20 protein-coding genes are annotated in these 24429 nt (G+C 53.5%); 12 read left to right on the top strand and 8 right to left on the bottom strand.

All coding sequences use genetic code 11. The features are described from left to right. Window positions 1-43 precede the first annotated feature (43 nt). On the top strand, window positions 44-199 hold the full coding sequence (locus tag NYE33_RS09730) for a YycC family protein (protein ID WP_076248154.1): 156 nt from the start codon (window positions 44-46) through the stop codon (window positions 197-199). Beyond that, a complete protein-coding gene (locus NYE33_RS09725; RefSeq protein ID WP_039307194.1) occupies window positions 196-426 on the top strand; it encodes a hypothetical protein in 231 nt (76 codons plus the stop codon). The genes NYE33_RS09730 and NYE33_RS09725 overlap by 4 nt, the downstream gene beginning before the upstream one ends. Window positions 427-548: 122 nt before the next feature. On the opposite strand, the gene NYE33_RS09720 is transcribed toward NYE33_RS09725, so the two are convergent. Together NYE33_RS09720 and NYE33_RS09715 are read right to left on the bottom strand one after the other, a co-directional pair. After that, complete coding sequence (locus NYE33_RS09720; RefSeq protein WP_042139844.1) at window positions 549-1253, bottom strand: DUF2225 domain-containing protein; 705 nt, start codon at window positions 1251-1253, stop codon at window positions 549-551. 27 nt (window positions 1254-1280) lie between these two features. Beyond that, entirely contained in the window at window positions 1281-1664 is a 384-nt protein-coding gene (locus NYE33_RS09715; RefSeq protein WP_042139845.1) for a globin domain-containing protein, read from the bottom strand. Between the two features lie 429 nt (window positions 1665-2093). On the opposite strand from NYE33_RS09715, the gene ylbJ reads away from it, so the two are divergent. The 4 genes from ylbJ (at window position 2094) to NYE33_RS09695 (ending at window position 7106) form a co-directional block, all read left to right on the top strand. Next, window positions 2094-3344 (top strand): sporulation integral membrane protein YlbJ, encoded by a 1251-nt coding sequence (gene ylbJ / locus NYE33_RS09710; protein ID WP_341065601.1) that lies wholly within the window; start codon window positions 2094-2096, stop codon window positions 3342-3344. Window positions 3345-3423: 79 nt separating this feature from the next. Continuing rightward, window positions 3424-4221: an NAD kinase gene (locus tag NYE33_RS09705; RefSeq protein ID WP_039307186.1), complete on the top strand. Its 798-nt coding sequence runs from the start codon at window positions 3424-3426 to the stop codon at window positions 4219-4221. Between the two features lie 217 nt (window positions 4222-4438). After that, on the top strand, window positions 4439-5620 hold the full coding sequence (locus tag NYE33_RS09700; protein WP_171720131.1) for a copper amine oxidase N-terminal domain-containing protein: 1182 nt from the start codon (window positions 4439-4441) through the stop codon (window positions 5618-5620). 34 nt (window positions 5621-5654) lie between these two features. Then, window positions 5655-7106 (top strand): S41 family peptidase, encoded by a 1452-nt coding sequence (locus tag NYE33_RS09695; RefSeq protein ID WP_052422092.1) that lies wholly within the window; start codon window positions 5655-5657, stop codon window positions 7104-7106. A gap of 164 nt (window positions 7107-7270) precedes the next feature. On the opposite strand, the gene NYE33_RS09690 is transcribed toward NYE33_RS09695, so the two are convergent. Next, the gene (locus tag NYE33_RS09690) at window positions 7271-8032 is read right to left on the bottom strand and encodes a YutD family protein (protein ID WP_341065598.1); all 762 of its coding nucleotides are present in this window, start codon (window positions 8030-8032) and stop codon (window positions 7271-7273) included. Between the two features lie 316 nt (window positions 8033-8348). Beyond that, complete coding sequence (gene lipA / locus NYE33_RS09685; protein WP_039307183.1) at window positions 8349-9254, bottom strand: lipoyl synthase; 906 nt, start codon at window positions 9252-9254, stop codon at window positions 8349-8351. Between the two features lie 223 nt (window positions 9255-9477). Here lipA and NYE33_RS09680 point away from each other — a divergent pair, with 223 nt between their 5' ends. Then, on the top strand, window positions 9478-10593 hold the full coding sequence (locus NYE33_RS09680) for a M23 family metallopeptidase (protein WP_052422093.1): 1116 nt from the start codon (window positions 9478-9480) through the stop codon (window positions 10591-10593). A 25-nt stretch (window positions 10594-10618) separates the two neighbouring features. Here the strand turns inward: NYE33_RS09680 and NYE33_RS09675 are convergent, their stop codons facing one another. Next, on the bottom strand, window positions 10619-12319 hold the full coding sequence (locus NYE33_RS09675; RefSeq protein WP_341065595.1) for an alpha amylase N-terminal ig-like domain-containing protein: 1701 nt from the start codon (window positions 12317-12319) through the stop codon (window positions 10619-10621). 118 nt (window positions 12320-12437) lie between these two features. On the opposite strand from NYE33_RS09675, the gene NYE33_RS09670 reads away from it, so the two are divergent. After that, the gene (locus tag NYE33_RS09670; protein WP_042139848.1) at window positions 12438-13454 is read left to right on the top strand and encodes a LacI family DNA-binding transcriptional regulator; all 1017 of its coding nucleotides are present in this window, start codon (window positions 12438-12440) and stop codon (window positions 13452-13454) included. 232 nt (window positions 13455-13686) lie between these two features. Here NYE33_RS09670 and NYE33_RS09665 read toward each other — a convergent pair whose 3' ends face one another. The 3 genes from NYE33_RS09665 to NYE33_RS09655 all read right to left on the bottom strand — a co-directional run bounded on the left by NYE33_RS09665 (window position 13687) and on the right by NYE33_RS09655 (window position 15621). Continuing rightward, window positions 13687-14340 (bottom strand): alpha/beta hydrolase, encoded by a 654-nt coding sequence (locus NYE33_RS09665; protein WP_341065593.1) that lies wholly within the window; start codon window positions 14338-14340, stop codon window positions 13687-13689. A 136-nt stretch (window positions 14341-14476) separates the two neighbouring features. Continuing rightward, window positions 14477-15055, bottom strand: coding sequence for a hypothetical protein (locus NYE33_RS09660; protein ID WP_042139851.1), 579 nt, complete (start codon window positions 15053-15055; stop codon window positions 14477-14479). A 29-nt stretch (window positions 15056-15084) separates the two neighbouring features. After that, window positions 15085-15621 carry a hypothetical protein gene (locus NYE33_RS09655; protein WP_042139852.1) on the bottom strand — a complete coding sequence of 179 codons (537 nt, stop codon included), beginning with the start codon at window positions 15619-15621 and terminating at the stop codon, window positions 15085-15087. A gap of 274 nt (window positions 15622-15895) precedes the next feature. Between NYE33_RS09655 and NYE33_RS09650 the strand changes: the two genes are divergently transcribed. The 4 genes from NYE33_RS09650 to NYE33_RS09635 all read left to right on the top strand — a co-directional run bounded on the left by NYE33_RS09650 (window position 15896) and on the right by NYE33_RS09635 (window position 24346). Further along, window positions 15896-18091, top strand: coding sequence for a beta strand repeat-containing protein (locus NYE33_RS09650; protein ID WP_341065590.1), 2196 nt, complete (start codon window positions 15896-15898; stop codon window positions 18089-18091). Window positions 18092-18254: 163 nt separating this feature from the next. Beyond that, entirely contained in the window at window positions 18255-20321 is a 2067-nt protein-coding gene (locus NYE33_RS09645) for a glycosyltransferase (protein WP_341065588.1), read from the top strand. Then, window positions 20318-22153 (top strand): tetratricopeptide repeat-containing glycosyltransferase family 2 protein, encoded by a 1836-nt coding sequence (locus NYE33_RS09640; protein ID WP_341065586.1) that lies wholly within the window; start codon window positions 20318-20320, stop codon window positions 22151-22153. The genes NYE33_RS09645 and NYE33_RS09640 overlap by 4 nt, the downstream gene beginning before the upstream one ends. A 15-nt stretch (window positions 22154-22168) precedes the next feature. Continuing rightward, a complete protein-coding gene (locus tag NYE33_RS09635; protein WP_341065583.1) occupies window positions 22169-24346 on the top strand; it encodes a tetratricopeptide repeat-containing glycosyltransferase family 2 protein in 2178 nt (725 codons plus the stop codon). The last annotated feature ends 83 nt before the right edge of the window (window positions 24347-24429 follow it).

Raw genomic sequence — 24429 nt, 5'->3', positions numbered from 1 at the left:
AAGTGAATTACGATAGTCCACCAATGTTAAGGAGGCCACCCTTGTGAAGCCACTGCAAATTTCGCCGGAAACGGCCATTACGTTATCCAAACAACTCGGAGTTCCGCTGGAACACCTGATGCATATGCCTCAACATATCCTGCTGCAAAAAATCGCCGAATTATCCAAGAAAGCAAGTACAGAGCAGGACAAGGAATGATTCCCTTTAGCCATACCTGGCCTTATGATATTATTCTGGGAGACATGTACGTACAATATTGCCCGTTCTGCGACCAGGAGAATGTTCTTCTGCCTATGAAGCCCAAAGAGCTGCAAATCGTGCGTGACGGCAAAAAAAAGCTGCTGGTCTTCCCCTGCTGCAGTGCCAGCCCCACGGTCATCGACAATGACGGGGACTATCTGCTGTTCGACCGGGCTGTCCGCTAAGCAGCGGAAGACAGTGCCCCCGCTTCAGTCACCAAATACAGGCGTATGAGGAGTTTTCTCTTCTACGCCTTTTTGGTGTCCGGATGACTGCGGACCGACATTCAAAATCCAAGTACGGTTCTCTATGTAGCCGACGGAAGGCCGTCCGGATCAATCTCTTCTCCGCGCATCTGCTCCCGCAGAATGGCCCACTGTTCACGTGAAGCGCGGATCATAGCCGCATCTGTAATTCTCTGGTCATTAATCACACGGGAAAACCACCTTACAGCCACAGTGAACTCGCCGACACGGCGGTTAAGCTCCCCGATCAGATACATCAGACGGGCATCATTTCCTCCCGAGGAATCATTCTCGAACACCTTCACATACTCATCAAGCGAGTAACGCAAGAAACGCTGTTCCTGTACCGTATCCCCTTGATAGCGGTATAGCCAGGCAATATGATGCAGCAGACTTGCAATGATCCGTTCCTTGTCCTTGATGCTTTGTGCGCAGATCAGAGCCAGCTTGTAAGTCTCCAGAGCTACCTCCCAGCTGCGCTTGTCCCCGAAGTCTCGGGTTACCCAGCGTCTGCCCACCTGCGCTTCAAAAGATTTGCGCTGCCATTCCACCAGTTTGTCTGCTGAATTCTCCGTGGATGCGAAGCCGCACTTCGGACAGACACGTACAACATAATAGTCAGGATTCTCATCCTTGTAATACGAGCAGAAATCAGCATCACGGCGGATGGCTTTTTTGAGACTGGGACGTACTCTGGATGTTGAAAATTCATGTTCGCAGTTGCAGCATACAACCTTAATTGAATACAGGGGTATTAATTCCGGCAAAATGCCCTCATCCTTTCACAGCAGCTCTTATTCATGGGGCATATTGACAAAATGATGCGCAGGACCCGCCAGCCGGCTGAGTACGAACGAACGCAGGGGCTCTTCCACACCGGTCTCTTCAAGTGCGGCCTTCATGCAGTTCAGCCAGTCATCCGCCCGTTCCGGAGTGATGGGAATATGCATATGCCTGGCTCTCATCATGGGATGGCCGTGCTGCTCCGAATAAAGGGCAGGACCACCAAAAAACTGGCTTAGAAACTGATATTGCTTCTCCAGTACAGGAGTAATATCTTCAGGAAATAACGGACTTAGCTGCGGGTGGAGCTGTACCTTGGAGTAGAACACTTCCACCAGACGGTGAACTCCCTCGGCACCTCCCAGGTTGTCAAACAGACTCTCATTCGAATTCATTGGAGGCTTCAGCCTTCTTCCCTGTTAATCTGACAAGCAGTTATTTTATTATACCAAAAAATAAGCTCCACAGTTATCCCTGCCTTAAGACATGCATCCTAAGGGAAAAAAACACAAAAAAAGGCGCCAAACCTAAGTTCAGCGCTCGTTAACTACTGTAGTCAGTAGGTTCTAAATTCTTCATCACCAGGCGGGACAAGAGAGACCCGGATTACATATACAAAAGCACAAACAAGAACTCCGGCAACTACACTCATCACCATCACTCCATCCCTTAAATCAATCTTGATCAGATGTGCATTAATTAATTTTATAATATCATAATTCCGGTGAAAAAGCACCGGTAAATGTAACCGCTTTCTGCGTTATTTTTGTGCTGTTTGTCCCACTTCCGGCATACAACTAAGCATAGAATTGGAGGTGCCATCGATGTCACTGAACAAAATTGCCGGCCCGCTGCTCGGTATCCTGCTGGCGGGCTGCATGCTGCTGATGCTGATCCATCCGTCCAGCTCTCTGGATGCGGCACTTCGCGGGCTGGCTGTCTGGTGGGACGTGCTGTTTCCTTCACTGTTCCCCTTCTTCGTCATTTCCGAAATCATGCTGGGCTTTGGCATCGTCCACCTCTTCGGGGCGCTGCTTGATCCGCTTATGCGCCCGCTCTTCAATATACCCGGCAGCGGCGGATTCGTGGCTGCCATGGGATATGTGTCAGGATATCCCGTCGGGGCCAAATTAACCGCCAAGCTGCGGGAGCAGGGTATGATCAGCAAGGTGGAAGGGGAGCGGCTGGTGGCCTTCACCACCTCCTCAGACCCTATTTTCCTGCTTGGCGCCGTGTCCGTCGGGTTCTTCCATGATGCCTCACTCGGGCTTATCCTCGCCCTTGCCCATTACGGGGGCGGATTCATCGTTGGCCTGCTGATGTCATTTCATGGCCGCAGCAGACCCGGGGACTCCGGGACAGCTCCCTCTACGCCCGCAGCCCCCTCATCTGCAGCCCCGTCAGGACCAAGCTACGGCAGACTGCGCACCGCGATGAATGCCATGGCTGAAGCCCGCCGCAAAGACGGCCGAAGTCTCGGCGAACTGCTTAGGAACGCCATCCAGTCCTCGCTTCAGCTTATTATTGTCGTTGGGGGGCTGGTAGTATTCTTCAATGTGCTAATGGAGCTGCTTGCCCGCGCCGGAATTATGTCCATGCTGTTCAGTACCACCGGCCGGCTGCTGTCCCTGGCCGGATTCCCGCCGGGGCTCTCGGCCGCTCTGGTCAGCGGGTTATTCGAGGTGACACTCGGCGCCCGCTCGGCCGGAGAAGCGGCTGCAGGAATTCCGCTGCAGTTCAAGGTGGCCGCTGCAGCGTTCATCCTCTCTTGGGGCGGATTATCCGTTCACGCCCAGGTAGCCAGTATACTGAATGGCACCGGACTGCGTTACCTTCCCTTTATGGCCGCACGGTTAGTGCATGCCCTGCTCTCTGCCGGACTTGTTCTTCTGCTCTGGAAGCCGGTGGTCAGCTCAGGATTGGCCGGACAGTGGGGGGCGCTGCCCGTTGCCTCCGGCCTGGCTTCACCGGATTCGGCCCTGATCAGCAGCATCAGCCTGCTCTGCCTGCTGCTGGCCTGTATGCTTGTGCTGTCGCTGCTGTTGCTGCTGGCGGGCAGGCTGCGGCGTTTTTAACTCATTCAAATATTGTGTTCCGGGTCAAGATTGATTATGATCGGTGTATGACTGAATCATACAAAGGAGCCTGTACATCTTGAGATATTATGTTCTGGACCGCGGAGATGAATTGTCCATCCAACTAGCGGAGCAATTTCACAAGCTGGCGGCGGAGCGGGATTTGGAGCTGGATGCCAAGTCTCCGGAAATTGTGATATCGATTGGCGGCGACGGCACCATGCTGCATGCTTTTCATACGTTTATCGACCAGATTCCTAATTTGGCTTTTGTCGGTGTGCATACCGGGCATCTAGGCTTCTATGCGGACTGGCAAGCTGAAGAGCTGCCGACCCTGATCGATTATATGTGCGGAGATATAGGGCCGCATAATCCACGCATGGTGCAGTATCCGCTCCTTGAACTGGAAATTCACAAGAAGTCCGGTTCAAGCTCGCATATTGCCCTGAACGAATTCACACTTAAAGGCGTAGACGGAACGGTTGTCATCCAGATTGATATTAACGATGTAACCTTCGAAATGTTCCGCGGTGACGGCATTTGCATCTCTACCCCCTCCGGCAGTACCGCTTATAACAAAAGTCTGGGAGGCGCCATGGTGCATCCCACGATCGAGGCGCTGCAGATTTCGGAGATTGCTTCGATTAATAACCGGGTATTCCGCACGATGGGTTCACCGCTGCTGCTGCCCAAGCATCATCACTGCGATATTTTCTCGCGCAAGGATCAGCGTCTGCTGCTGACCGTGGACCATAACAATATTCCTGTGGATGATCTGATCTCTGTACGTTGCCAGGTGTCCGACAAAAAAATCAGTTTTGCCCGGTACCGCCCTTTCCCTTTCTGGAACCGTGTCCGTGAAGCGTTTCTAGTGTAAGATTTCTGGGGAATAGAAGGATAGCCGAACCAAATGATACGTCTGCTTTCCATTGCTCTTACAGCCGGAGATGCCCCGCCTCTCCGGCTTTATCATGCCGCCTGCCCGGAGTCCTGCTACCTCCGGAGCATCGTTCATAAGAAATGGACAGAGGGAATTTTCAAATGGTATAATGAACCTATTTTACAAAGTTTGCTAATTAAAAGGAGAGAATCTATTGAAAAAACTACTATCCCTCATTGGCGTGAGCCTGCTGGCCCTCGTACTGGCCGTTCCCGCTTTTGCAGCAGAGAAACCTATCAAAGTCTACATAAACAACAGCAATCTTACCTTCACCGCCGGAACCCCTTATCTGAAGGATAATACGGTGCTGGTGCCTTTCCGGGTTATATTCGAGAAGCTCGGGCTGCAGGTGCTATGGGATTCCAAGACAGGAACAGTTACAGGGACAGGTACAGGCCTGAATATCAGCCTTAAGGTCGGCAGCAAACGTGCTACTGTCAACGGTACGGTCAAGCAGCTTACGGTTGCTCCGGTATCCACGGCAGGTACAACTTACATACCGCTGCGTTTCATAGCTGAAGCCACCGGCGGAACAGCCGTCTGGGATTCAGCCAGCCGGAGCGTAAAAATTACCGTACCGCAATCCTCCTCCAGCGATGAGAAGGATATTACAGCACTCATTCAATTATCCAATAAATATTATAATGAAGAAAAAGCCATCAGCTTCTACTCCCTGGTAGATTCCGAATCCGATAATATGGAATCTGTAACGGATATGAATTCCCTGTTCGAGCTGTACGACCTCAAGAATACTATTACAAGCCTTAAGATTCTGAGTCTTGCCGGAGACGAGGCTACTGTCTACACTGTCGAAAGCTCGGTTAGAACCGGCGGTTATTATATCCCGGATGAGCAGTTCGAATATTTGTACACACTGGTCCGTAAGGACGGGTCCTGGAAAATCTCCGGAATGGAGGTACAGGAATCCACGGTGCTGCTTACACGCGAGCAAGGCATGAAGCAGGCGGTGCTTCCACAGGGTGACGCCACAGTAATCAAGGATAATCTCAGCAAATATTATCAGAATATGACTACCCAGAATGTTGATGGAACCCTGGCACTAATGACCTCTTACGGTGAGGAATATGACGCTGCCAGTGCAGCCGATCTGCAGGATCTTTTCGATTCCTATGATCTCAGCTACTCGCTGACAAATGCGAATATCTACTATTATGCGGCCGACGAAGCTGCGGTCTACACGGAAGTCTCAATAAAAGACGGTGAATCGGGAGAGAGCTACACCCAGTCCCTCATCTTCATTCTGAGCAAATCGGAAAGCGGCTCATGGACCATTGACGACACTTATCACATCAGCTTTGATAGTGCGCAATCCTAGAATATCAAAATATATCAAAAGGATGTATGAACTTATGAAATCAGCCAAGATCCTTACTGCAGCCCTAAGCGGCTGCTTGGCTTTATCCATCGCTTGGGCTCCTGCCGCTTCGGCCGCAGACGCTGCTGCTTCCACTGAAGCAGTGCAATCCTCCAAAACGGATATCATCAATGAAATTATGGAATATCTTGAGTACTACAATGTGGAGGGTATTGATCAGGATACGCTCATCCGTGGTGCGATTGACGGCATGGTAAGTACGCTGGATGATCCCTACAGCCAATATTTCGATCAGGCGGAAGCCGCTGACTTCGGCCACGCGGTTGATCTGGAATATGTCGGCATCGGCGTCCGGCTCGTATATACGCCCAAAGAACTCTACATTGAAGAAGTGATGAGCGGTTCCCCCGCAGAGAAAGCCGGTCTGAAACGCGGGGATATCATTCTTAAGATCAACGGTGTAAGGGTAGATGATACGGCAGGCGATGAGCTTGCCGGCGCGTCCGGCACGAAGGTCTCTCTGCTGATCCAGCGGGACGGCGTTAGCAAATCCTACAGTGTTACCCGCAGTGAAATTACCACAACATCCGTTACCAGCACAATTATCGGGTCCAAGGTTGCCTATATTGCCATCAACGGTTTCACACAGACCGCTGACGAAGAGTTCTCCACAGCGCTGGATAAAATGCGGGCAGCCGGAATGAAGTCACTGGTGCTCGATCTGCGTGACAATACAGGCGGCTACATGGATAGCGCCCAGAATATTGCCGCCAAGTTCATGGATGCCGGTATCATGATGTACACCTCCGATCAGAGCGGCGTACTGACACCTGTAACGATCACAAGCGGCAGCAAAATCGGCGTTCCCGTTGTTGTACTGACCAATGAATACACCGCCAGTGCTTCCGAAGCTTTGACCGGGGCACTCCGCGACAACAAACTGGCTACAATCGTCGGTACCCGTTCTTACGGCAAGGCGCGGATTCAGAGTCTGATTCCCATGTCGGACGGCGGCGAGCTGAAGCTGACAACGATGAAGTATCTGACTCCAAGCAAGGAGGATTTCAACCACATCGGACTCGCTCCTGATATTGAGATCAAGGGCAAAACAGCCCAGCTGATCACCGCTCTGCAAATCGCCGGTCTAACCGGAATCACAGCCTCCGGTGACAATCATATTCTGGATATCAACGGTGCTGCTTTTGCCGGAAATGTCGGTCTGATCAAGCAGGGGGATAAAGTCTATGCCTCCTCCCGCGTACTGTCCGCACTTGTAGAGAGCGAAGTAACCTGGGACGCGAAGAACAAGAAGGTGCTGATTACGACCGGAGCCGGCAAAAGTTCAGGATTCACCCTGGCCGCCAAAGAGGCGCTATACCAGGACGGCGAAACCTTCATCGAGCTGGGTGCCTTCAAGAAAAAGTTCCCGCTGCTTACGTGGAGCTATAACGCTGCCCAAAATCAGCTGAAATTATCGGTTAAATAATTGGACTCCATAGCTAAAATACTGCACTGACATCGAAAGAGTCCCTCCAGCCATGTGGCTGAAGGGACTCTTTAGGTTATCGGCAGCGCATAAGCGACACTGCGGGAGAATGCACCGAAACACCGGAGAAAACCTGGAATAACCGCCCCGTGAACAGGCGTTGCCTACCCTTGGCTGTTATTCGGATTCTGGCTGTTCTGGCTATCCTGTTTGTTTTGATTGCTTGGGTTATCTTGCTTGTTTTGGTTGCTTGGGTTATCCTGCTTGTTCTGGTTGTTCTGTCTGTTGGAATTGCTCTCTCTATTTTCTCTGTTCTCTTTGTTCTGCTTTTGATTATTCGAGTTGCCTTGATTGCCACCCTGATTTCCCTGCTGCTGGCCTCGGCCCTGGAACTCTTTGTGGTTCTTCTTGCCTTGCTCCTTGTTGCGGTGATTCCGGCTCTGGTGTTCACGCACAGGTCTGTCTTTGGCAGCATGCTCCCGGCCCGAACCGCCTGCGTTATCCTTGTCCCGGTTCCCTCCCTTGGACGGGGATTCGCGGTGATCTTTCACATTCCCTGCCGGCTCGGCAGACTCCTGCTCCAGTTCTTCCTCCGTTCCCGGTTCAGGAACTTCCTTAATCAGAATATCCTTGAAGGTTCCCTCCTGCGGAGCTTCCTTCAGCTTGTGCAGCACAAAATATGCACAGCCAAAATTACAGTATTCATTAATGTAATCCACCATGCCTGAAATAGCCGTATCCCGGTTCACCTTGGGGTGATTATCCCGGTAGAAGCCTTTCAGACGCAATTGGCTGTACCCCCAGTCACCGATAATATAATCGTAGCGGTCCAGCACCTCGCTGTATCTTCCGCGAAATGCTTCCGGGTTCCAGCCGTCCTTATGATCGAGCATGAGCTCGTAACCTTTTCCACCTATAACGATCAAGCGTGTGTCGCCTGCCTTTCTATGAGAGGGTTGGGGGCGTTGATAAGCCGTCATTCCGCGACTCCATCAACGCGGAGGGGTGGTGCAACCGTACACCCCAGGACCTCGCCGCTAACGCGCCATTGGTCCTTTCCCCTTCTTAACAACTGAAACCTGAAGCCATAACCTTAAGGCTAAAGCATAGAGCCAATTTAAAGCTAATACTTTAAAAAAGCATTTAAAACCTATCCCCTGTGACTCCGTCACGTGGCAAATTTGCACAGCAAATTTTTGTAAAGATTACATTATAGAACGCACATAAGATTAAGCACTACACTTAAGCCTGGGAAACCGAACGCGCCTCACGCGCAACCGCAGCAGACTTCACCTGATCATGCGCATGATAGGAGCTGCGCACCAGCGGACCCGCCTCCACATGGCTGAAGCCGCGCTTCATTCCCTCTTCCTTCAGCATAGCGAATTCTTCCGGCGGATAATACTTCTCCACGTTCAGATGTTTCGGCGAAGGCTGAAGGTATTGTCCTAATGTCAATATATCACAATCTGCCGCTCTCAGGTCATCCATCGCCTGCAGAATTTCGTCCCACTCCTCGCCGACCCCAAGCATAATGCTCGATTTCGTTGGAATATCCGGCTTAATCTCCTTCGCGCGGCGCAGCAGCTCCAGGGAACGGCGGTATTTGGCTCTGGCCCGGACACGGTCCGACATGCGTTCCACGGTCTCAATATTGTGATTCAGAATATCCGGATTGCTGTTCATCACGATCTCCAGACTCCCGCGGTCGCCCAGGAAATCGGGAATCAGTACCTCTACGCTGCACAGAGGAAGACGCTTACGAATAGCGGCTACCGTCTCGGCAAAAATCTGCGCGCCCCCATCCTTAAGATCATCGCGGGCCACGCTGGTAACCACACAATGCTTAAGCATCATCCCTTCTGCAGCTTCAGCTACACGTTCGGGTTCGAGCAGATCGAGTTCAGTCGGCAAGCCTGTATTTACAGCGCAGAAACGGCAGGCCCGTGTGCAAATATCACCCAGAATCATGAAGGTTGCCGTACGGTTCGCCCAGCATTCATAAATATTCGGACAGCGCGCTTCTTCACATACGGTATGTAACGTCTTGGAACGCATCATGCCCTTAATTTCCTGATAATCTTCACCGGTGGTTAACTTGATTTTGATCCAGTCTGGCTTGGGCTGTTTGGCTGTTCTATTAGTCAAAATGATGAAACCCCGCTTTCGATCTGAATGTCATTTTCATAGTTAAAAGTTGCTGCCTCATATTATAGCATGTGGAATAGTCATTTGCCTGTTTTTGTGAACCTTTGGGCGGTAACGGATAAAAATAACGCTTTTGCTTCAATCTAAAGAAAAGCACCTGCAAGGTGCCATTTCATGAGGATGTATAGATGACTAAGCGTCCGGAACACAGGAGGTTGAGATTATGCCTGCCCTATTCAGAAGTTATAACACCCGGAGAACCCTTATATGCATGTCGGCAGCCGCCTTGCTCTGGGGCAGCAGCCCTGCTATGAGTACCCCCGCCCACGCTGCCCGTTATCATAAGCTGCCGTTGCTGACGTCCAGCGGTCCCGTAGCCGCAGACAGCAAAGAAGCCGCCGCCGCTGCACGCAAAGGGCTCTATGAACAGATGAGTGCAGCAACCGGAATTCCCTGGTTCCGGTTCGCTGCGATTGATCAATATGAACGGTCTGTCGCCAAAAAGAAAAAAAGCCCTGCGGCGTCAGAAACAGACCCTGCAGCAGCTCCCGCCCGGCTCACCGGTATCTCCATCCCTGCCCCCGTATGGTCCGGACCCCTGAACCCTAATCAGGAGGATAAGTTCCCGGAATCCATCACCTTCTTCGGCGGCTTCGGCCGTGACGGCACGGGAGACGGCATTGCCGATCCCGGGAATGACATTGATGTGCTCTATAGCATGGCAGAGCATCTGCTTAAGTACGGCAGATCCTCCAGCGACTTCAGCATCGGCATCTGGGAGTATTATCATAACGGCCGTGCAGCTCAGCGGATAGCCCAGTTCGCCAAGCTGTATGAGCATTTCGGGCGGCTTGACTTGTCAGGCAGCGCCTTCCCGCTGCCGATAGGTACGAACTACGCCTACCGCAGCACCTGGGGAACAGGCCGGAGCTGGGGCGGGGCGCGTGTCCACGAAGGGACGGACTTGTTCGCACCGCATGGCTTGACCGTCCGCAGCACCTGCTTCGGAGTGGTGGAGACCAAGGGCTGGAACCGTTACGGCGGCTGGCGGATCGGCATTCGTGATATCGAGAACCGCTACCATTATTACGCGCATTTGATGGGTTATGAGAAGTCCTTATCCCGGGGGGATATTGTGATTCCAGGCCAGACCATCGGCTGGGTCGGCAGCTCCGGCTACGGCAGTCCGGGCACCCAGGGCAAATTCCCGCCCCATCTGCATTACGGGATCTACCGTGACCGCGGAATTACCGAATGGGCCTTCGATCCCTACCCGCTGCTCAAACAGTGGGAGAACCAGGAATTCCGGCAGCTCAAAAAAAACAAAAATAAGAAGTGAGCCTCTGCTTCATGCAGATCTTCATTTAATGCAGCATCAGGCAGCCAAACGGCTCAATCTCCACAAGCATCCGCTTATCGGTGCGGATGGTGAGTCCGCTCAACAGATCAACCAGCACAGTTTTGTCCGGGCGGTAATTGCATAGCTCAAGCTGGTACGCATTAGGAGAATTATTGATAATAAGGCCCATCCGGTCCTGCTCACTGCGCCGCACATAACCTAGGACATTGCGCGGCTCGTCTGTAAACCACGGGCGGAATCCGCCTGTCCGCAGCACTTCATGTTCTTTTCGCAGAGAGATCAGCTGTTTGTACCATTCCTGCAGCAGGATATTCTGATCCTGAGCCTCCCAGACCATCGGCTGCCGGCAGTGGGGATCCGTAGCCCCTTCCATTCCAACTTCATCACCGTAATAAATCATGGGCAGACCTATATAGGTCATCTGGAAAAATACAGCCAGCTTCATCCGGCTTAAGCTTGTGGATTCACGGTCCCAGCCCCTCCCTCCCTGCTTGCAGGCAGTCAGAAAACGCAAGGTGTCATGGCTGCCCAGCAGCTGGAACATAGCTGAATTAGCCTGATCATTATAGAGGGCTTCCTGGTGCAGCACCTGTTCCATGAAGCGGACCGGGCCCGCAGATTGTCCGGCAAAAAACTCCAGCACCGCATCCCGCAGCACGTAGTTCATCCCGCCGTCGAACTGGTCTCCCCGGAGCCACGGTCCGGAAGCATGCATAATCTCACCAATCAGCAGGAGGTCGGGGAACTCGGCCTTCAATTCCCGGCGGAACCTCGGCCAAAAGGCCGGGGATACTTCATTGGCCACATCCAGCCTCCATCCGTCGATTCCCGCCTCCCGTACCCAATACTTGGCTACCTCCATCATATAATCAGCTACATCCGGATGATCCATTTTCAGCTTCGGCATGCTGGCTTCCGCTTTGGCGAAGGTCTCATAGCTGGGAACCGGCGCCTGGCGTACAGGGAAAGAACGGATATAGAACCAGTCTTTATACGGCGATGCCTCTCCCCGCTCCAACACATCTTTGAAGGCAAAGAACGTATCCCCGGCATGATTGAATACCGCATCGAGCAGAACCTTCATCCCGTGTCGGTGTGCTGTATCAACCAGCATTCTCAGATCCTCCATCGTACCAAAGCCCGGGTCCACCTTGTAATAATCGGATGTATTGTATTTATGCTCAGAAGGCGATTCGAAGATCGGAGTCATATAAATGGCGGTCACACCCAGCCCGTGCAAATAGGGGATTTTGTCCGCAATGCCTTGTAACGTCCCCTGGTTGTAGCTGCTGGGATAAATCTGATAAACAATCGCATCTGCAGTCCAGGAAGGCAGCAGGGTTGCCTGCGGACGGTGAATATATGCATATTGAAAAGCCCCTGCCTGCTCCCGGTTCTCCGACATTCCCCTCTCCCCATACCATACATTTTCCCCTGCGGGATTCTTGATATGGAACTGGTACCGGCATTTGCCGGTCTCCGTCCGGAGTACCGCCTCATGAATGTCATAGGCCCCGGCAGAACCGGTCCGCTCCATCTCCTGCGGAAGCTCGCTGCCGGGTGAATCGTAGCGGTCGGAATGGATAACGGTACAGCAGAGCGACTGTCCGCTCTGCACAAATAAACGCAATTTAAGGGTGCCGGGACCTGCCGGGAAAGCGAAAGGGTCCTCAGCCGTATGGTACAGAAACAAATGCTTGGACATCAGGTTCAGTCTCCTTTGGTACTGCATAGAGTAGCTTGCACAATCTGTGTTATTATGGCAGGTAGAACGAGTTCACTGTCATGGAATACAAATACCGTTATGACCGAGAGGGATCGCTATGAAAGTTACGATTAAGGATATTGCCCAGGCGGCAGGAGTTGCCAAATCCACCGTATCCAAGGTAATGAATGACTCTCCCAAAATATCCGAGGAAACGAAAACCCGGGTCAGGGATATTATTAAACAGATGAACTATACTCCCAGCAGTATTGCCACCGGACTTGCCAGACAAAGCAGTAATACGGTCGCAATCCTGATCGATATGTCTAAGGAAAGCGAATTTTTGAATCAGTTCTTTTATAACATTATCGGCGGGGTGGAGAGCGTCATCGGACCTCTGAAATATGAGCTGACCATTGCCAACATTCAGCATGATCAGGCTGAGGGGCATTTCCTGCACAGACTGGTGCTGAATAAGCGGGTGGACGGTATCATTGCCAACACTTCTGTGCTGACTCCTGAGCTATGCGCAGAGCTTAACAGGCTGGAGTTCCCCTATATCTCGATCGGTGAAATTAATCCTCCAGGAACATGGGTCGATTGTGACAATGAGCTGGGAGGAACCGTGCTGACTAAGCATCTGCTGGAGCAGGGATATTCCTCGGTTGCTTTTATTGGCGGCGAGCAGAACGAGCCTCTGTTCCTGCGCCGTATCGCCGGTTATACGGCCACACTGCGTCAGGCGGGACTTCCGGTGCGCAGCGACCGGATTATCAATGGCAGAGCAGCCGAAGAGGATGGCTATGACGCGGCTATACAGCTGCTGCAAAGCGCAGAACCGCCAGATGCTATTGTCTGCATGAGTAACTTCTCTGCTTTTGGAGTGCTCCAGGCTGCCCGGGAACTGAATGTTCAGATTCCGGCGCAGCTGGGCATCGCCACGTTCGATGAATACCCGCTGTCTCCCTATACCACACCTCCGCTAACTTCACTCAATATGGATACCTTCCAGCTCGGGGTCTCCGCAGGACGGTTGTTAATGGACAGGCTTGGCACCACGGTCACTACTGAGAGCGGACAGCTGCTGGAGCCGGTGCTGATTCCAAGGTTGTCTTCCCTGCGAAGCAGTAAGTAGTCTGCGGACTGAATAGATTAAATGAGGCAATTCGTCCGAATGAATAACCCGGACTGGACTTGGCTGGGCTATACCGGCCCCATCCGGGGAAACCGGTTTCCTTAAATTGAAATTAACACGCACTATAGGCAATGTCAATGTGAAATCATACAATAAGAACTGCATGCCGAAGAGCCCCTTCCACTGAATTGTGAAAAGGGGCTCTTCGGCTTGTCCGTCTACCTTCCCTGAATTAATGACCGGAGCTGCGGATAAACTGCAGTACTTCCCTCATCATCGCCGGGCTCTCCTCGCTGTGGCAGACCATATGCCCGCTCTTTTCCATAATCAGCACCTGCTTGCGGCCGGAGGGGATGGTCTGCTCCAGATAGCCTGCACTTTTGAATTTCACCAGATGATCGCGCCTGCCCTGCACAATGAGGGTTGGCAGATCCATCTGCGGATAGATCTCAAAGCTCTCGCGGACCAGACGCTGAAATTCTCTTGTGGCCTTCGCGGGAGTGGAGCCCCATTTACGGATGTAATTCCTGATCATCTCCGGCTGCCCCAGCGTCCGCAGGATCTCGACCGGATTCAGCGGAAATACAGGGGTGGACAGCAAAGTCAGTGATTTGATCCTGGCCTTATATTGAACCGATAGATGGGAAGCAATCAGCGCTCCTGTAGAAAAACCTATCAGATGTACGCCCTCTGTCCGGGTCAGCAATGTACTCAGCTCATCCTCGGCGCTTTGCCGCCAACCCTGGCGGTCCGACTGGAGCAGATCACTGCGGCTGCCCCCGTGTCCCTGTAACGTAAACGTTCTGGACAGGCAATCATGCGCTCCGAGATACTGGGACAATGGAGCAACCTCATATTCGCCTCCGGTGAAGCCATGTATAAACAAGCAGCTATCCTTCATGTATCCTCATTTCACCCCTTATTAATATCCATTTTATCCATTTATAGAAAAATAAACCTTAACAGTGCTGAAGTCAAGGTTTACTCCCTTTTCCTGCTATGAACCGACTGCAAAACAGCGGTTATCTCTCCCACCAGGTCAGACTCAGCGCAGAGATAATGGTTCCGACCGCAGCACTTGAGGAGGTTACATTGATGCTGATTGCATTGTTAGGCGGAACGATGATACTTCCGGTAAAGGCCGGAGTAAATACTCCCGGCGCTAATTGATAAGTGGCTAATACGCTTCCTCCGGTGATTGCCGCGGTAGAGGACTGAACCGTCATGGCACTGGCCGCCGGGCTGCCCAGATTATTGTTCACCGGAGTTACAGTAGCAGGCGAAGTGATTGTGCCTCCTCTAACAATGGTAAAGGTTCCTGAGATGGAGGTCAGCAGCGAGGTCCCGCCGATACTGCCGCTTACGCGGGATAAATACAAGGTTCTGCCGCTGCCGGCCGGATTATTGATGCGCACTGTGATGATGGCAGAAGCAAGTCCCAGGACAATCGTTGCCGAGTTCGAAGCATTCGCCGAGAATAAAACGGCAGACTGGGAAGCGCTTATCTCCGGCGGTGCGCTAATGTCCGGTGCCCGAAAAGTATTCGTCATCTCTACATAGACCGGCTGGTCATTGTCATTAATTACATAATTATTAGGCATGAGCCGCTCCCTCCCGTTCGGGTCTGGTTCTAGTTCTCCCACCAGCTGATGTTCCCGGTAGCCGCTGTACTGCCAGATGCAATTGTAATGCTTATCGTAAGCGAGCTGCCGGGGGACAGAATTATTCTTCCGTCCAAATCAAGAATCACCGGACCTGTGGCCAGCAGCAGCGACATTAACGTTGCCGGACTTCCGGTGGGTGCCGCCGTTGCTGTCCGTGCAGTCGTCACACTGGTGACCGCGCTGCCGAAGTTATAGTTGACCGGGGTTACGATAGATCCCCCGACTGTTGCATTGCGCAGCAGTGTTAAGGTTACCGCTGCTGTCCCGGTGCTCGCGATTACGCGCGAAATATACACCGTACGTCCGTTGCCGCCCGGATTGGATACCTGCATCACAAGCGGAGCTGCAGTAGTAACTGTGGAAGCAAAGGAAAACCCGAACAATAAGCCTGACATGGCGGCTCCCGCCTCAGGAAGGGTATCAATACCGGGAGCAATATAGGTGTTGACCTGCTCTGTATACAGCGGCTGGCTGTTCTGGTTGAATACAGCATCATTGGGCATAGCTTTACCCTCCCTCGTTCTAGCATATTCTCATAGTATGCAAGGACGTCTGGCAGGTTGTTCGGTAATATGCGTATTTTTGCACCCGCAACCCAGTCATCCTCTTAAATTCTCCATATAGTAATATCACACCATTCGAATGGTCCAGCTTAAACGTACAGGCTTCACCCTGTTCCACCCGCCAGCTTATATATGCTTGAGACCCAGACGACGGTTTGGGTTTTTTCATGAGTAAGCAGACGATATCCATTCTATGAAGAAAGGATGAATAACTTTGCCGAATTTCAGTTCATTTCAAGCCAATCCGGACAATCTGCGCACGCTTATTTTCGGCCGGGACCCTTCGACTCTGATTGACCGCCCACTGACAACGGATGCCAGCGGAAATCTGACCACCGTTATCTTAAACGGAACCATCTCCAGCGTGCTCGGGGCTACGATTACTGCTGGTACATTAACATCTGCCGGTACAGTTACCAACATCCTTGCCGGTACGATTACTAGCGTGCTTGGCGCTACGATCACCGCTGGTACATTAACATCTGCCGGTACAGTTACCAACATCCTTGCCGGTACGATTACTAGCGTGCTTGGCGCTACGATTACTGCTGGTACATTGTCTTCGGCTGGTACAGTCACCAATATCCTCGCCGGTACGATTACTAGCGTGCTCGGCGCTACGATTACTGCTGGTACGTTGTCTTCGGCTGGTACAGTTACTAACCTGTTGGATGGTACGATTACTAGCGTGCTTGGTGCTACGATTACTGCCGGTACATTGTCGTCAGCTGGTACGGTTACTAACATCCTTGCCGGTACGATTACTAGTGTGCTTGGCGCTACGATTACTGCTGGTACGTTGTCTTCGGCTGGTACAGTTACTAACCTGTTGGATGGTACGATTACTAGCGTGCTTGGCGCTACGATTACTGCTGGTACATTAACATCTGCCGGTACAGTTACCAACATCCTTGCCGGTACGATTACTAGTGTGCTCGGGGCTACGATTACTGCCGGTACATTGTCTTCAGCCGGTACGGTTACCAACCTGCTCGATGGTACGATTACTAGCGTGCTTGGCGCTACGATTACTGCTGGTACATTGTCGTCAGCTGGTACGGTTACTAACCTGCTCGACGGCACGATTACTAGTGTGCTCGGGGCTACGATTACTGCCGGTACATTGTCTTCAGCCGGTACGGTTACCAACCTGCTCGATGGTACCATCACTAGCGTGCTTGGCGCTACGATTACTGCTGGTACGTTAACCAACCTGCTGGACGGTACGATTACTAGCGTGCTCGGCGCTACGATTACTGCTGGTACGTTAACCAACCTGCTGGACGGTACGATTACTAGCGTGCTTGGCGCTACGATTACTGCTGGTACATTGTCTTCCGCTGGTACGGTTACTAACCTGCTCGATGGTACCATCACTAGCGTGCTCGGCGCTACGATTACTGCTGGTACATTGTCTTCAGCTGGTACGGTTACTAACATCCTTGCCGGTACAATCACCAGTGTGCTTGGTGCTACGATTACTGCCGGTACATTGTCTTCGGCTGGTACAGTTACTAACCTGTTGGATGGTACGATTACTAGTGTGCTTGGCGCTACGATTACTGCTGGTACGTTGTCTTCGGCTGGTACGGTTACTAACCTGCTCGATGGTACGATTACTAGCGTGCTCGGCGCTACGATTACTGCTGGTACATTGTCTTCGGCTGGTACGGTTACTAACCTGCTCGATGGTACGATTACTAGCGTGCTTGGTGCTACGATTACTGCCGGTACATTGTCATCCGCTGGTACGGTTACTAACCTGCTCGATGGTACCATCACTAGCGTGCTTGGCGCTACGATTACTGCTGGTACATTGTCATCCGCTGGTACGGTTACTAACCTGCTCGACGGCACGATTACTAGTGTGCTCGGGGCTACGATTACTGCCGGTACATTGTCTTCAGCTGGTACGGTTACCAACCTGCTCGATGGTACGATTACTAGCGTGCTCGGCGCTACGATTACTGCTGGTACATTGTCTTCGGCTGGTACAGTCACCAACTTGCTAGATGGTACGATCACTAGCGTGCTTGGCGCTACGATCACTGCCGGTACGCTGAGCAGCGTAACCTCGATTTCACAACGCAGCTTTATTGAGCTGGCTACAACCGGAATTGCAACTTCAGATACCTACACGCCTTTGCCAGCCAATAATACCAGCGTACTGGGCACCTATTCTTATTTCATTGTGAATACCGGAGCCAATCCGGTGAATACCCGTGTTGAGATCAGCGCGGACGGAACTAACTATTTCGTGGATACTACAGGCGACAATCCGCTGCCGGCTGGTTCGGTTGACGTCATCGTGCCTGCACGGTTCCTGAAATACACCCGCCTGTCCTATCAATCCTCTACGCCGGGTGCGGCTTCTACGCTTAATGTCATTTTTGATGCACAAGGAACGTAAAAGAAATGCCCGTCATATGATGCAGAAGCAAAGAGTGCATGGATATCCATGTACTCTTTCCTGTGCAGCATTCTGCTTCTACATAAGACGGCAAAACGCGACCCTGTGCCTCAACTAGCAATAAGCAGTACCTAATGATATGGCCCGCCAAGGAGGAACAATCGTGAATAAACCTGCCAAACCAACGCTCGGAGTGCAGCTGATTGTCAAAAATGAAGCCGAGCTCCTGCCCCGCTGTCTTGCCAGTCTAAGCGGTGCTGATGAAATCATCGTTACCGATACCGGATCTTCAGATCAAACGATGGACATTGCCCGGGCTTATGGGGCTGACGTATATGCGGTCGGGTGGAGTAATGATTTCTCGGCAGCACGCAATTCCGGATTGTCCTGCGCGAATACCGACTGGATCCTGGTGCTGGATGCGGATGAAATATTGCAGACTTCCATAGAGTCAATCAAGGATATCCTGCAAGGCAGCACAGCCGAAGCTTATTCAGTACGCATAGAGAACTGGCTGGGGAGTAATCCGGAGGACCGTCTGTATCACAGTAATGTGCGGTTATTCCGCAATGGACAGGGCTATCTTTTCAGCGGAAGAATTCATGAAAGTGTAGATCCCTCTATTCTAAAAATACATGGAGCCGCCGCAATCGGAACCAGCAGCATAGAGATCATTCACCTCGGCTGCCTGCCCTCCATTATGAGCGCCAAAAATAAAATCAGCCGCAACGAACAGCTGCTGCGCCTTGCGCTGGAAGAAGAGCCGGACGATGCCTTTTACAGCTATAATCTGGCGGTCACCTGCTGTCAGGACGGGCGGCTGAAGGAAGCCGAAGAACTGCTGCGCCATACGCTTGGCCATGCTCCGCTTCAGGTCTCCTACCGTCCGTCCATGATTCGTGATCTATGCAAAATCTATCTGGCCACCGGTAAAGTAAAAGCGCTCGACAGCCTCCTGACACACGAGCTTACGCGTTATGGCGATTATCCCGACTTACACTATATTCAGGGACAGTCCTGGGAGAGCCAGGGGCTTCCTGATCGTGCTTATCAGTCTTACCAGCATGCAGTGGACACTTCTTCCGCCACGGCTCCACGCAGAGCGTATGTCAGCGAACAAGGCATGGACAGCTTCCGCCCGCTGCACCGCATGGGGGTTATCTCACAGCAGCTTGGCAAGCAGGAGGAGGCCGCCCGTCTGTTTCACCGTTCACTGCAGCATCATTCGCTGTATCTCCCGGCGATGCAGGGCATCGCTTCTGCCTTCCAGCAGCTGGAGGTGCCGGATGAGGACATCGCAGGGCTGCTAATACAGCTGTCCGGTACCGGACAGAGCGCAGCAAGAGGCGCAATTATCCGCACTTTATATGAGCTTGGCGCTTATAAGGTAATTGCTGAGCTGCCGCCCGAGCTTTTTCCGCTGGAGACAGGTACTGTGCTGCTCATCCTCTCTTCCTGGGTCAGCACCGGGAAATATCATGCGTTCAGAAAGACTGCAGCCAAGCTGCGGGCACAACCCTTGCAGCTGTCTCCCGGGGAATTGGATACAGAGACTATGCGGCAGCTATGGCTCCTTGAAGCGGTCTGTACGTGGGAGCTTGGCGAGAAACTCCAGCAGGAGAAATGGTTGCAATCGCCTGCGGAGCTGCGCTCCGGATTGCTTTTTATCGATACACAGTTGTCGTCAGAAGCAGTCCTCCCGCAAGCAGCCGTTGCTGATTCCGGCCACTCTCCGCTCATTACCGAGGTAATCCGGCTCGCTGTGAAGCTGGAGCTTGTGACACTGGGTAAGCTGCTTGTGGATCGTTTCCCTGCTCATACAGGCGATCTGGCGGAGGTGCTCTATGAAGAAGGCTGGCGGGCGGAGGCGGGGGAATTGTTCATCCGTCTGGTCAGCAGCAAAGAAGCGCGGGGATCGACGCTGCGGTATCTCGGAGAGATGCTGGCGGATAAAAGGCATTATGCCGAAGCAGCGGACTGGTACCGGCTTTCGCTCGAAGAATCTCCCGGGGATGAGGCAGCCAGTGCCGGATTGGCGCTATGTTATCTGCATTTGGCGGAGCTGGGGCTCGGGGAAGTTGCAAACAGCTTCAAGGGGGAGAAGGCCCACGGGCCTCTTCAGGAGGATCGGACCACGACTGCCCATTCCATCGAGGTGCTGAACCGCACGCCCTGGCACACGACTTGGAATTACAGACAGCGGCAGAGAGGAGCAGACCTAAGCTTATGAAAAAAACACCGCGCAAACCGCTGATCTCCTTATGCATGATCGTCAAAAATGAAGCCGACACTTTGGCCCGCTGTCTGCAGAGTGTACGCGGCGTTGCGGATGAAATCATAATTGTGGATACAGGCTCCACCGACTCCACGGTCTCTATCGCCCGCAGCTTCGGTGCCCGGATCATCCCGTTCCCCTGGAACGGGGATTTCGCGTCCGCACGCAATGCCGGCCTGGCCGGGGCTCGGGGAACCTGGATTCTGGTGCTGGATGCGGATGAAGAGCTGGAGCCCGGGAGTAAAAAAGAATTGCTGGTGTGCGCGGAGCATACGGAGTATGAGGCGTTTTTTGTGCGGATTCATAACCACAAGGGGACGGACCGCGCCTCGCAGACCATTACGGTCAATCCGATCCTCCGCATGTTTAAGCGCCGCGCGAGCTATCGCTTCAGCGGTATTATTCATGAGCAGATCGCCGCTGTGATTGTGCAGGAAACCCCGGCCGCCGCGATGCATATGAGCACTGTCGTTGTTCATCATTACGGCTATGCCGACGGGGTTGTGGAGAAGAAAGATAAAATCAGCCGCAATATCGGGCTGCTTAAGGAACAGCTGAAGCTGAATCCCGGGGATGCTTTTCATCATTTCAATATGGCGGTTGAATATATGCGGCTGGGCGATTACGGGCATGCCCTGGAGCATATCCAGACTTCGCTGGACCATGTGGAGCCGGATACGAGCTATATTCATCTGCTGTATAAATACGAAATCCGCTGCCTGGCTGTAACAGGTGATCTCCCGGGTGCGCTGGAGGCTTGTGAACGGGGGCTTGCCCTCTTCCCGGATTATCCCGATCTTCATCATATAAAAGGGGCTTTGCTGCTGCAGGTGTCAGCTTTTGCCGAGGCCAAAGTTGCGCTGATCCGGGCGCTCGATATCGGAGTTTCGCCTCCCGCCTACCATACCGAATCCGGTCTAGGCACTTATCTCACCCGGACGCTTCTGGGGCAGGCATGCCAGCAGATCGGCGAGGATAATGAAGCGATAGCCTGCTTCACCAGTGCGGCTCAGCTCCATCCGGAGCCCTTGCCGCTGGTCACACGGCTGGTGCGGCTGTTCAAATGCGCCGGGCGTGAGCTTGAGATCAAGGGTTGGCTGGCCGAGCATTTGCCCGTCATCCTGGCGGAGCAGCGCCCGGAGCTTGTGCGGCTGCTGGTAAGGGACGGTTGTTATGCGGCGGCGGCTGATGTGTTGGGCGGCGGAGTGAATAAGGGTGCTGCGGGGAAGCGGGCGGCGGGGGAACAGGTCGTATGGGAGTTTGGTGAGAGGGAGCTTACTGCGGGGGAACAGGTCGTACGAGAGTTTGGTGAGGGAGAACTTGCTGCGGCGGGGGAACAGGTCGTTCGGGAGTTTGGTGCGGGAGAATGGGCTGCGGGGGAACAAGTCGTTCGGGAGTTTGGTGCGGGAGAGCTTGCTGCGGGGGGAACAGTTGCGCAGGAGCGTTTTGCAAATGAACATAGTTCGGGGGCGCATGCTGAGGAACGGCAAGATTACGCTGGAGAACCGGAGCCATCATCTGCCGATTCTCTGCTTCGGCTGCTTCAGCGGGCGGAAGCCATTCCCGCAGCAGAGCTGACGTACGGCGATATAGCGGCGCTGCATCAGTACCCTGCGTTTGCCCGGACAACGGGCGGTACAACACCTGCCTCCGAATCTGCGGCAGCTGTACAGCCCTGGATATCCCTGGCTGACAAGGTATTGGCTACGCTGGAGGTTTCATCCGTTTATTCGCCGGCGGCCGCAAGAGCCCGCCTCACACTTCCGCTTCCCAGAACCGCTGATTAGGAAGGAGCTTCTACTATGCATAATCCAGGGCTATCGCTCTGCATGATTATTAAGAACGAGGCGCAGCATCTGGAGAAATGTCTGATGTCCGTGCAGGGATTGGTCTCCGAGATCATCATTGCCGATACCGGATCGACGGATGGCAGCATGGAGATCGCCCGCAGGCCCGGTGCCCGGGTCATTGAGATGCCATGGGAGCATGATTTCTCCAAGGCCAGGAACCGGGCACTGCGGCTGGCCTCCTATGCCTGGATTCTGGTGCTGGATGCGGATGAAGCAATCGCAGGCTGGAAGCCGGAAGAGGTGGAGCGGCTGCTGGAGACGCAGGGTGCTGACGGTTATTTCCTGCCTTTTATCCACTATGTGGGTGAGTTCCCGGAAAAAGATTATGTGACGGACAATGTGTGCCGGCTGTTCCGCAATGATGAACGCATCCTGTTTCGCGGCAGCATTCATGAGGAGGTGGCCTCCAGTATCTGGAGCCTTCCGGAAGGGCATATCGCATACGCAGCTCTGCCGGTGCATCACTATGGATATCTGGATGGTGAGCTGCAGCGCAAGCATAAAACCAGCCGCAATCTGGAGCTGATCCACTCCGCTCTGCATCTTGAACCCCGCAGCATCCATCTGCGGTACGCACTGGGTACGGAGCATTACCAGCAGGGAAACTACAATGCTGCGGCGGAGGTTCTCCTCCCGCTGCTGGAAGAAGTTCCGGCTGACTCCGGATATACCGCTGACCTTTACCTCAAAACAGCCTACGCTCTGGAGGCCGGAGGACGTCTGGAAGAGGCGCAGGCTGTCTACGAGGCCGGGAGCATTCTGTATGCAGATTTCACAGATCTGCTGGAGAGCTATGCCGGACTCCTTCTGGAGCAAGGGGAGTTATGGCGGGCTTACGATTTGCTTCAGCGGGCACTGGACAGCGGTAATACCGCGCATAAATACCCCTCCTCCTCCGGCAGCGGCACAAGCCGCACCCGCTTGTTCACCGGGCAGGTCTGCGAGCAATTGTTTCTATATCAGGAGGCACTGGACCATTACAGGCAGGCTCTCGGCTACACCCCTGACGATTCCGCCGCCTGGGCACAGCTTGTACCGCTGTGCCTGCTGTCCGGACAAGAGGAGCAGCTGACGGCCATCACTCTTCAGCTGCTCCCTGCCTTGCCCCAGAGAGTGCTGAGCAGGCTGGTGCCTGCCGCACTCAATGCCCGCGCCGCCGAATGGCTGGCGGCGCTCAGCGCAGCACCGCATCTGCCGGAAGCCATCCGGCAGGTTGTGCAGGTGCTGCTGGGCACGCTGTTCCGGGACCCGGAACAGCCCTGTACCGCATCCGTCCGGCTGGAACGGATGCTGCCGGATGAGCCGGATGAGCCATGGATATCCGGCTATCTGTGGGCCTTGTCCTGCCGCAGCGGCGGGAGCGCTGCAGCAGGACAGTGGCTGGAGCGCCTGGCCCGGAACAGGCCAGGCATTGCTGCTGTGCACCGCTGGCTCGCGCAGCAGACCGCCGGTGCATCAGCTCATCCGGCAGAGCGGGAGCCGGAGCCGCATATGGAATGTGAGGCCGATGAGCCTGCTGATGCTGCGGGAACTGACAGATGGCGGGAAAGAGGTCCCCGGCATGCTGAATCCGGCAATTCCGCCATCCCGCAGCGCACCACTGAAGATTACGCAGACAATTCTGCTCCGCCTTCCGGCAGCTCACCACAGCTTGGGCTCAGCGCAGATACACCGTTAAGCTTTCCGGATATTTCTTACGCTGCGCAGCTGCTGGTCCAGGCAGGTGCTTGGGATACACTGCTCCTGTTATTCAAGCCAATGGAAGCTTCACGTTTCCATTGGAGCCGCTTGCCCCAGCCTCTGCTGCACGGGCTGCTGCACGCGCCTGTTCCGGTCAAGAAGCAGTGGTGCACTATGTATACCGGGCAAGCTCATTTTTACAGCTCGCCCGGCGATGCTGCCGAGTGGCTGCTATACGCAGCAATAGCCGATTCCTGCGGGCTGATCCCCCGGCTTGACCCCGCTGACGAACAGGCGCTGCGGCAATCCGGCGGACCTGCGGCAGCCATTGGCCTCAGCTACCACAAGCTGCTGCTCGCAGCCAAGGTTCACCCGCAAGGAATACCTGTCGTTTCCGGCAGCATCCCCTGGCTGCTGCTTGTAAGGTCCGCCCTCCAGGCAGCACCGTGACACGGACCGTAGCTGCCAGGAACCGCTCCTGTATGCACATCTCTCACAACATTGATAGAACTTAAAATTTATAGAAACTGCTA

It is taken from the genome of Paenibacillus sp. FSL R10-2199 (assembly GCF_038000235.1).
Classification (GTDB): domain Bacteria; phylum Bacillota; class Bacilli; order Paenibacillales; family Paenibacillaceae; genus Paenibacillus_AQ; species Paenibacillus_AQ phytohabitans.
The sequence above is the reverse complement of the archived record's forward strand: the minus strand, read 5'-3'. Positions and strand labels throughout refer to the sequence as shown.

What these genes read in the sequence shown, in the direction of transcription:
- ylbJ (WP_341065601.1), top strand. Translation starts at nt 2,094, where the DNA reads ATGTCACTGAACAAAATTGCCGGCCCGCTGCTCGGTATCCTGCTGGCG.
- NYE33_RS09725 (WP_039307194.1), top strand. Translation starts at nt 196, where the DNA reads ATGATTCCCTTTAGCCATACCTGGCCTTATGATATTATTCTGGGAGAC.
- NYE33_RS09675 (WP_341065595.1), bottom strand. Translation starts at nt 12,319, where the DNA reads ATGTCCAAGCATTTGTTTCTGTACCATACGGCTGAGGACCCTTTCGCT.
- NYE33_RS09655 (WP_042139852.1), bottom strand. Translation starts at nt 15,621, where the DNA reads ATGCCCAATGATGCTGTATTCAACCAGAACAGCCAGCCGCTGTATACA.
- NYE33_RS09680 (WP_052422093.1), top strand. Translation starts at nt 9,478, where the DNA reads ATGCCTGCCCTATTCAGAAGTTATAACACCCGGAGAACCCTTATATGC.
- NYE33_RS09715 (WP_042139845.1), bottom strand. Translation starts at nt 1,664, where the DNA reads ATGAATTCGAATGAGAGTCTGTTTGACAACCTGGGAGGTGCCGAGGGA.
- NYE33_RS09635 (WP_341065583.1), top strand. Translation starts at nt 22,169, where the DNA reads ATGCATAATCCAGGGCTATCGCTCTGCATGATTATTAAGAACGAGGCG.
- NYE33_RS09670 (WP_042139848.1), top strand. Translation starts at nt 12,438, where the DNA reads ATGAAAGTTACGATTAAGGATATTGCCCAGGCGGCAGGAGTTGCCAAA.
- NYE33_RS09640 (WP_341065586.1), top strand. Translation starts at nt 20,318, where the DNA reads ATGAAAAAAACACCGCGCAAACCGCTGATCTCCTTATGCATGATCGTC.
- NYE33_RS09695 (WP_052422092.1), top strand. Translation starts at nt 5,655, where the DNA reads ATGAAATCAGCCAAGATCCTTACTGCAGCCCTAAGCGGCTGCTTGGCT.
- NYE33_RS09660 (WP_042139851.1), bottom strand. Translation starts at nt 15,055, where the DNA reads ATGCCTAATAATTATGTAATTAATGACAATGACCAGCCGGTCTATGTA.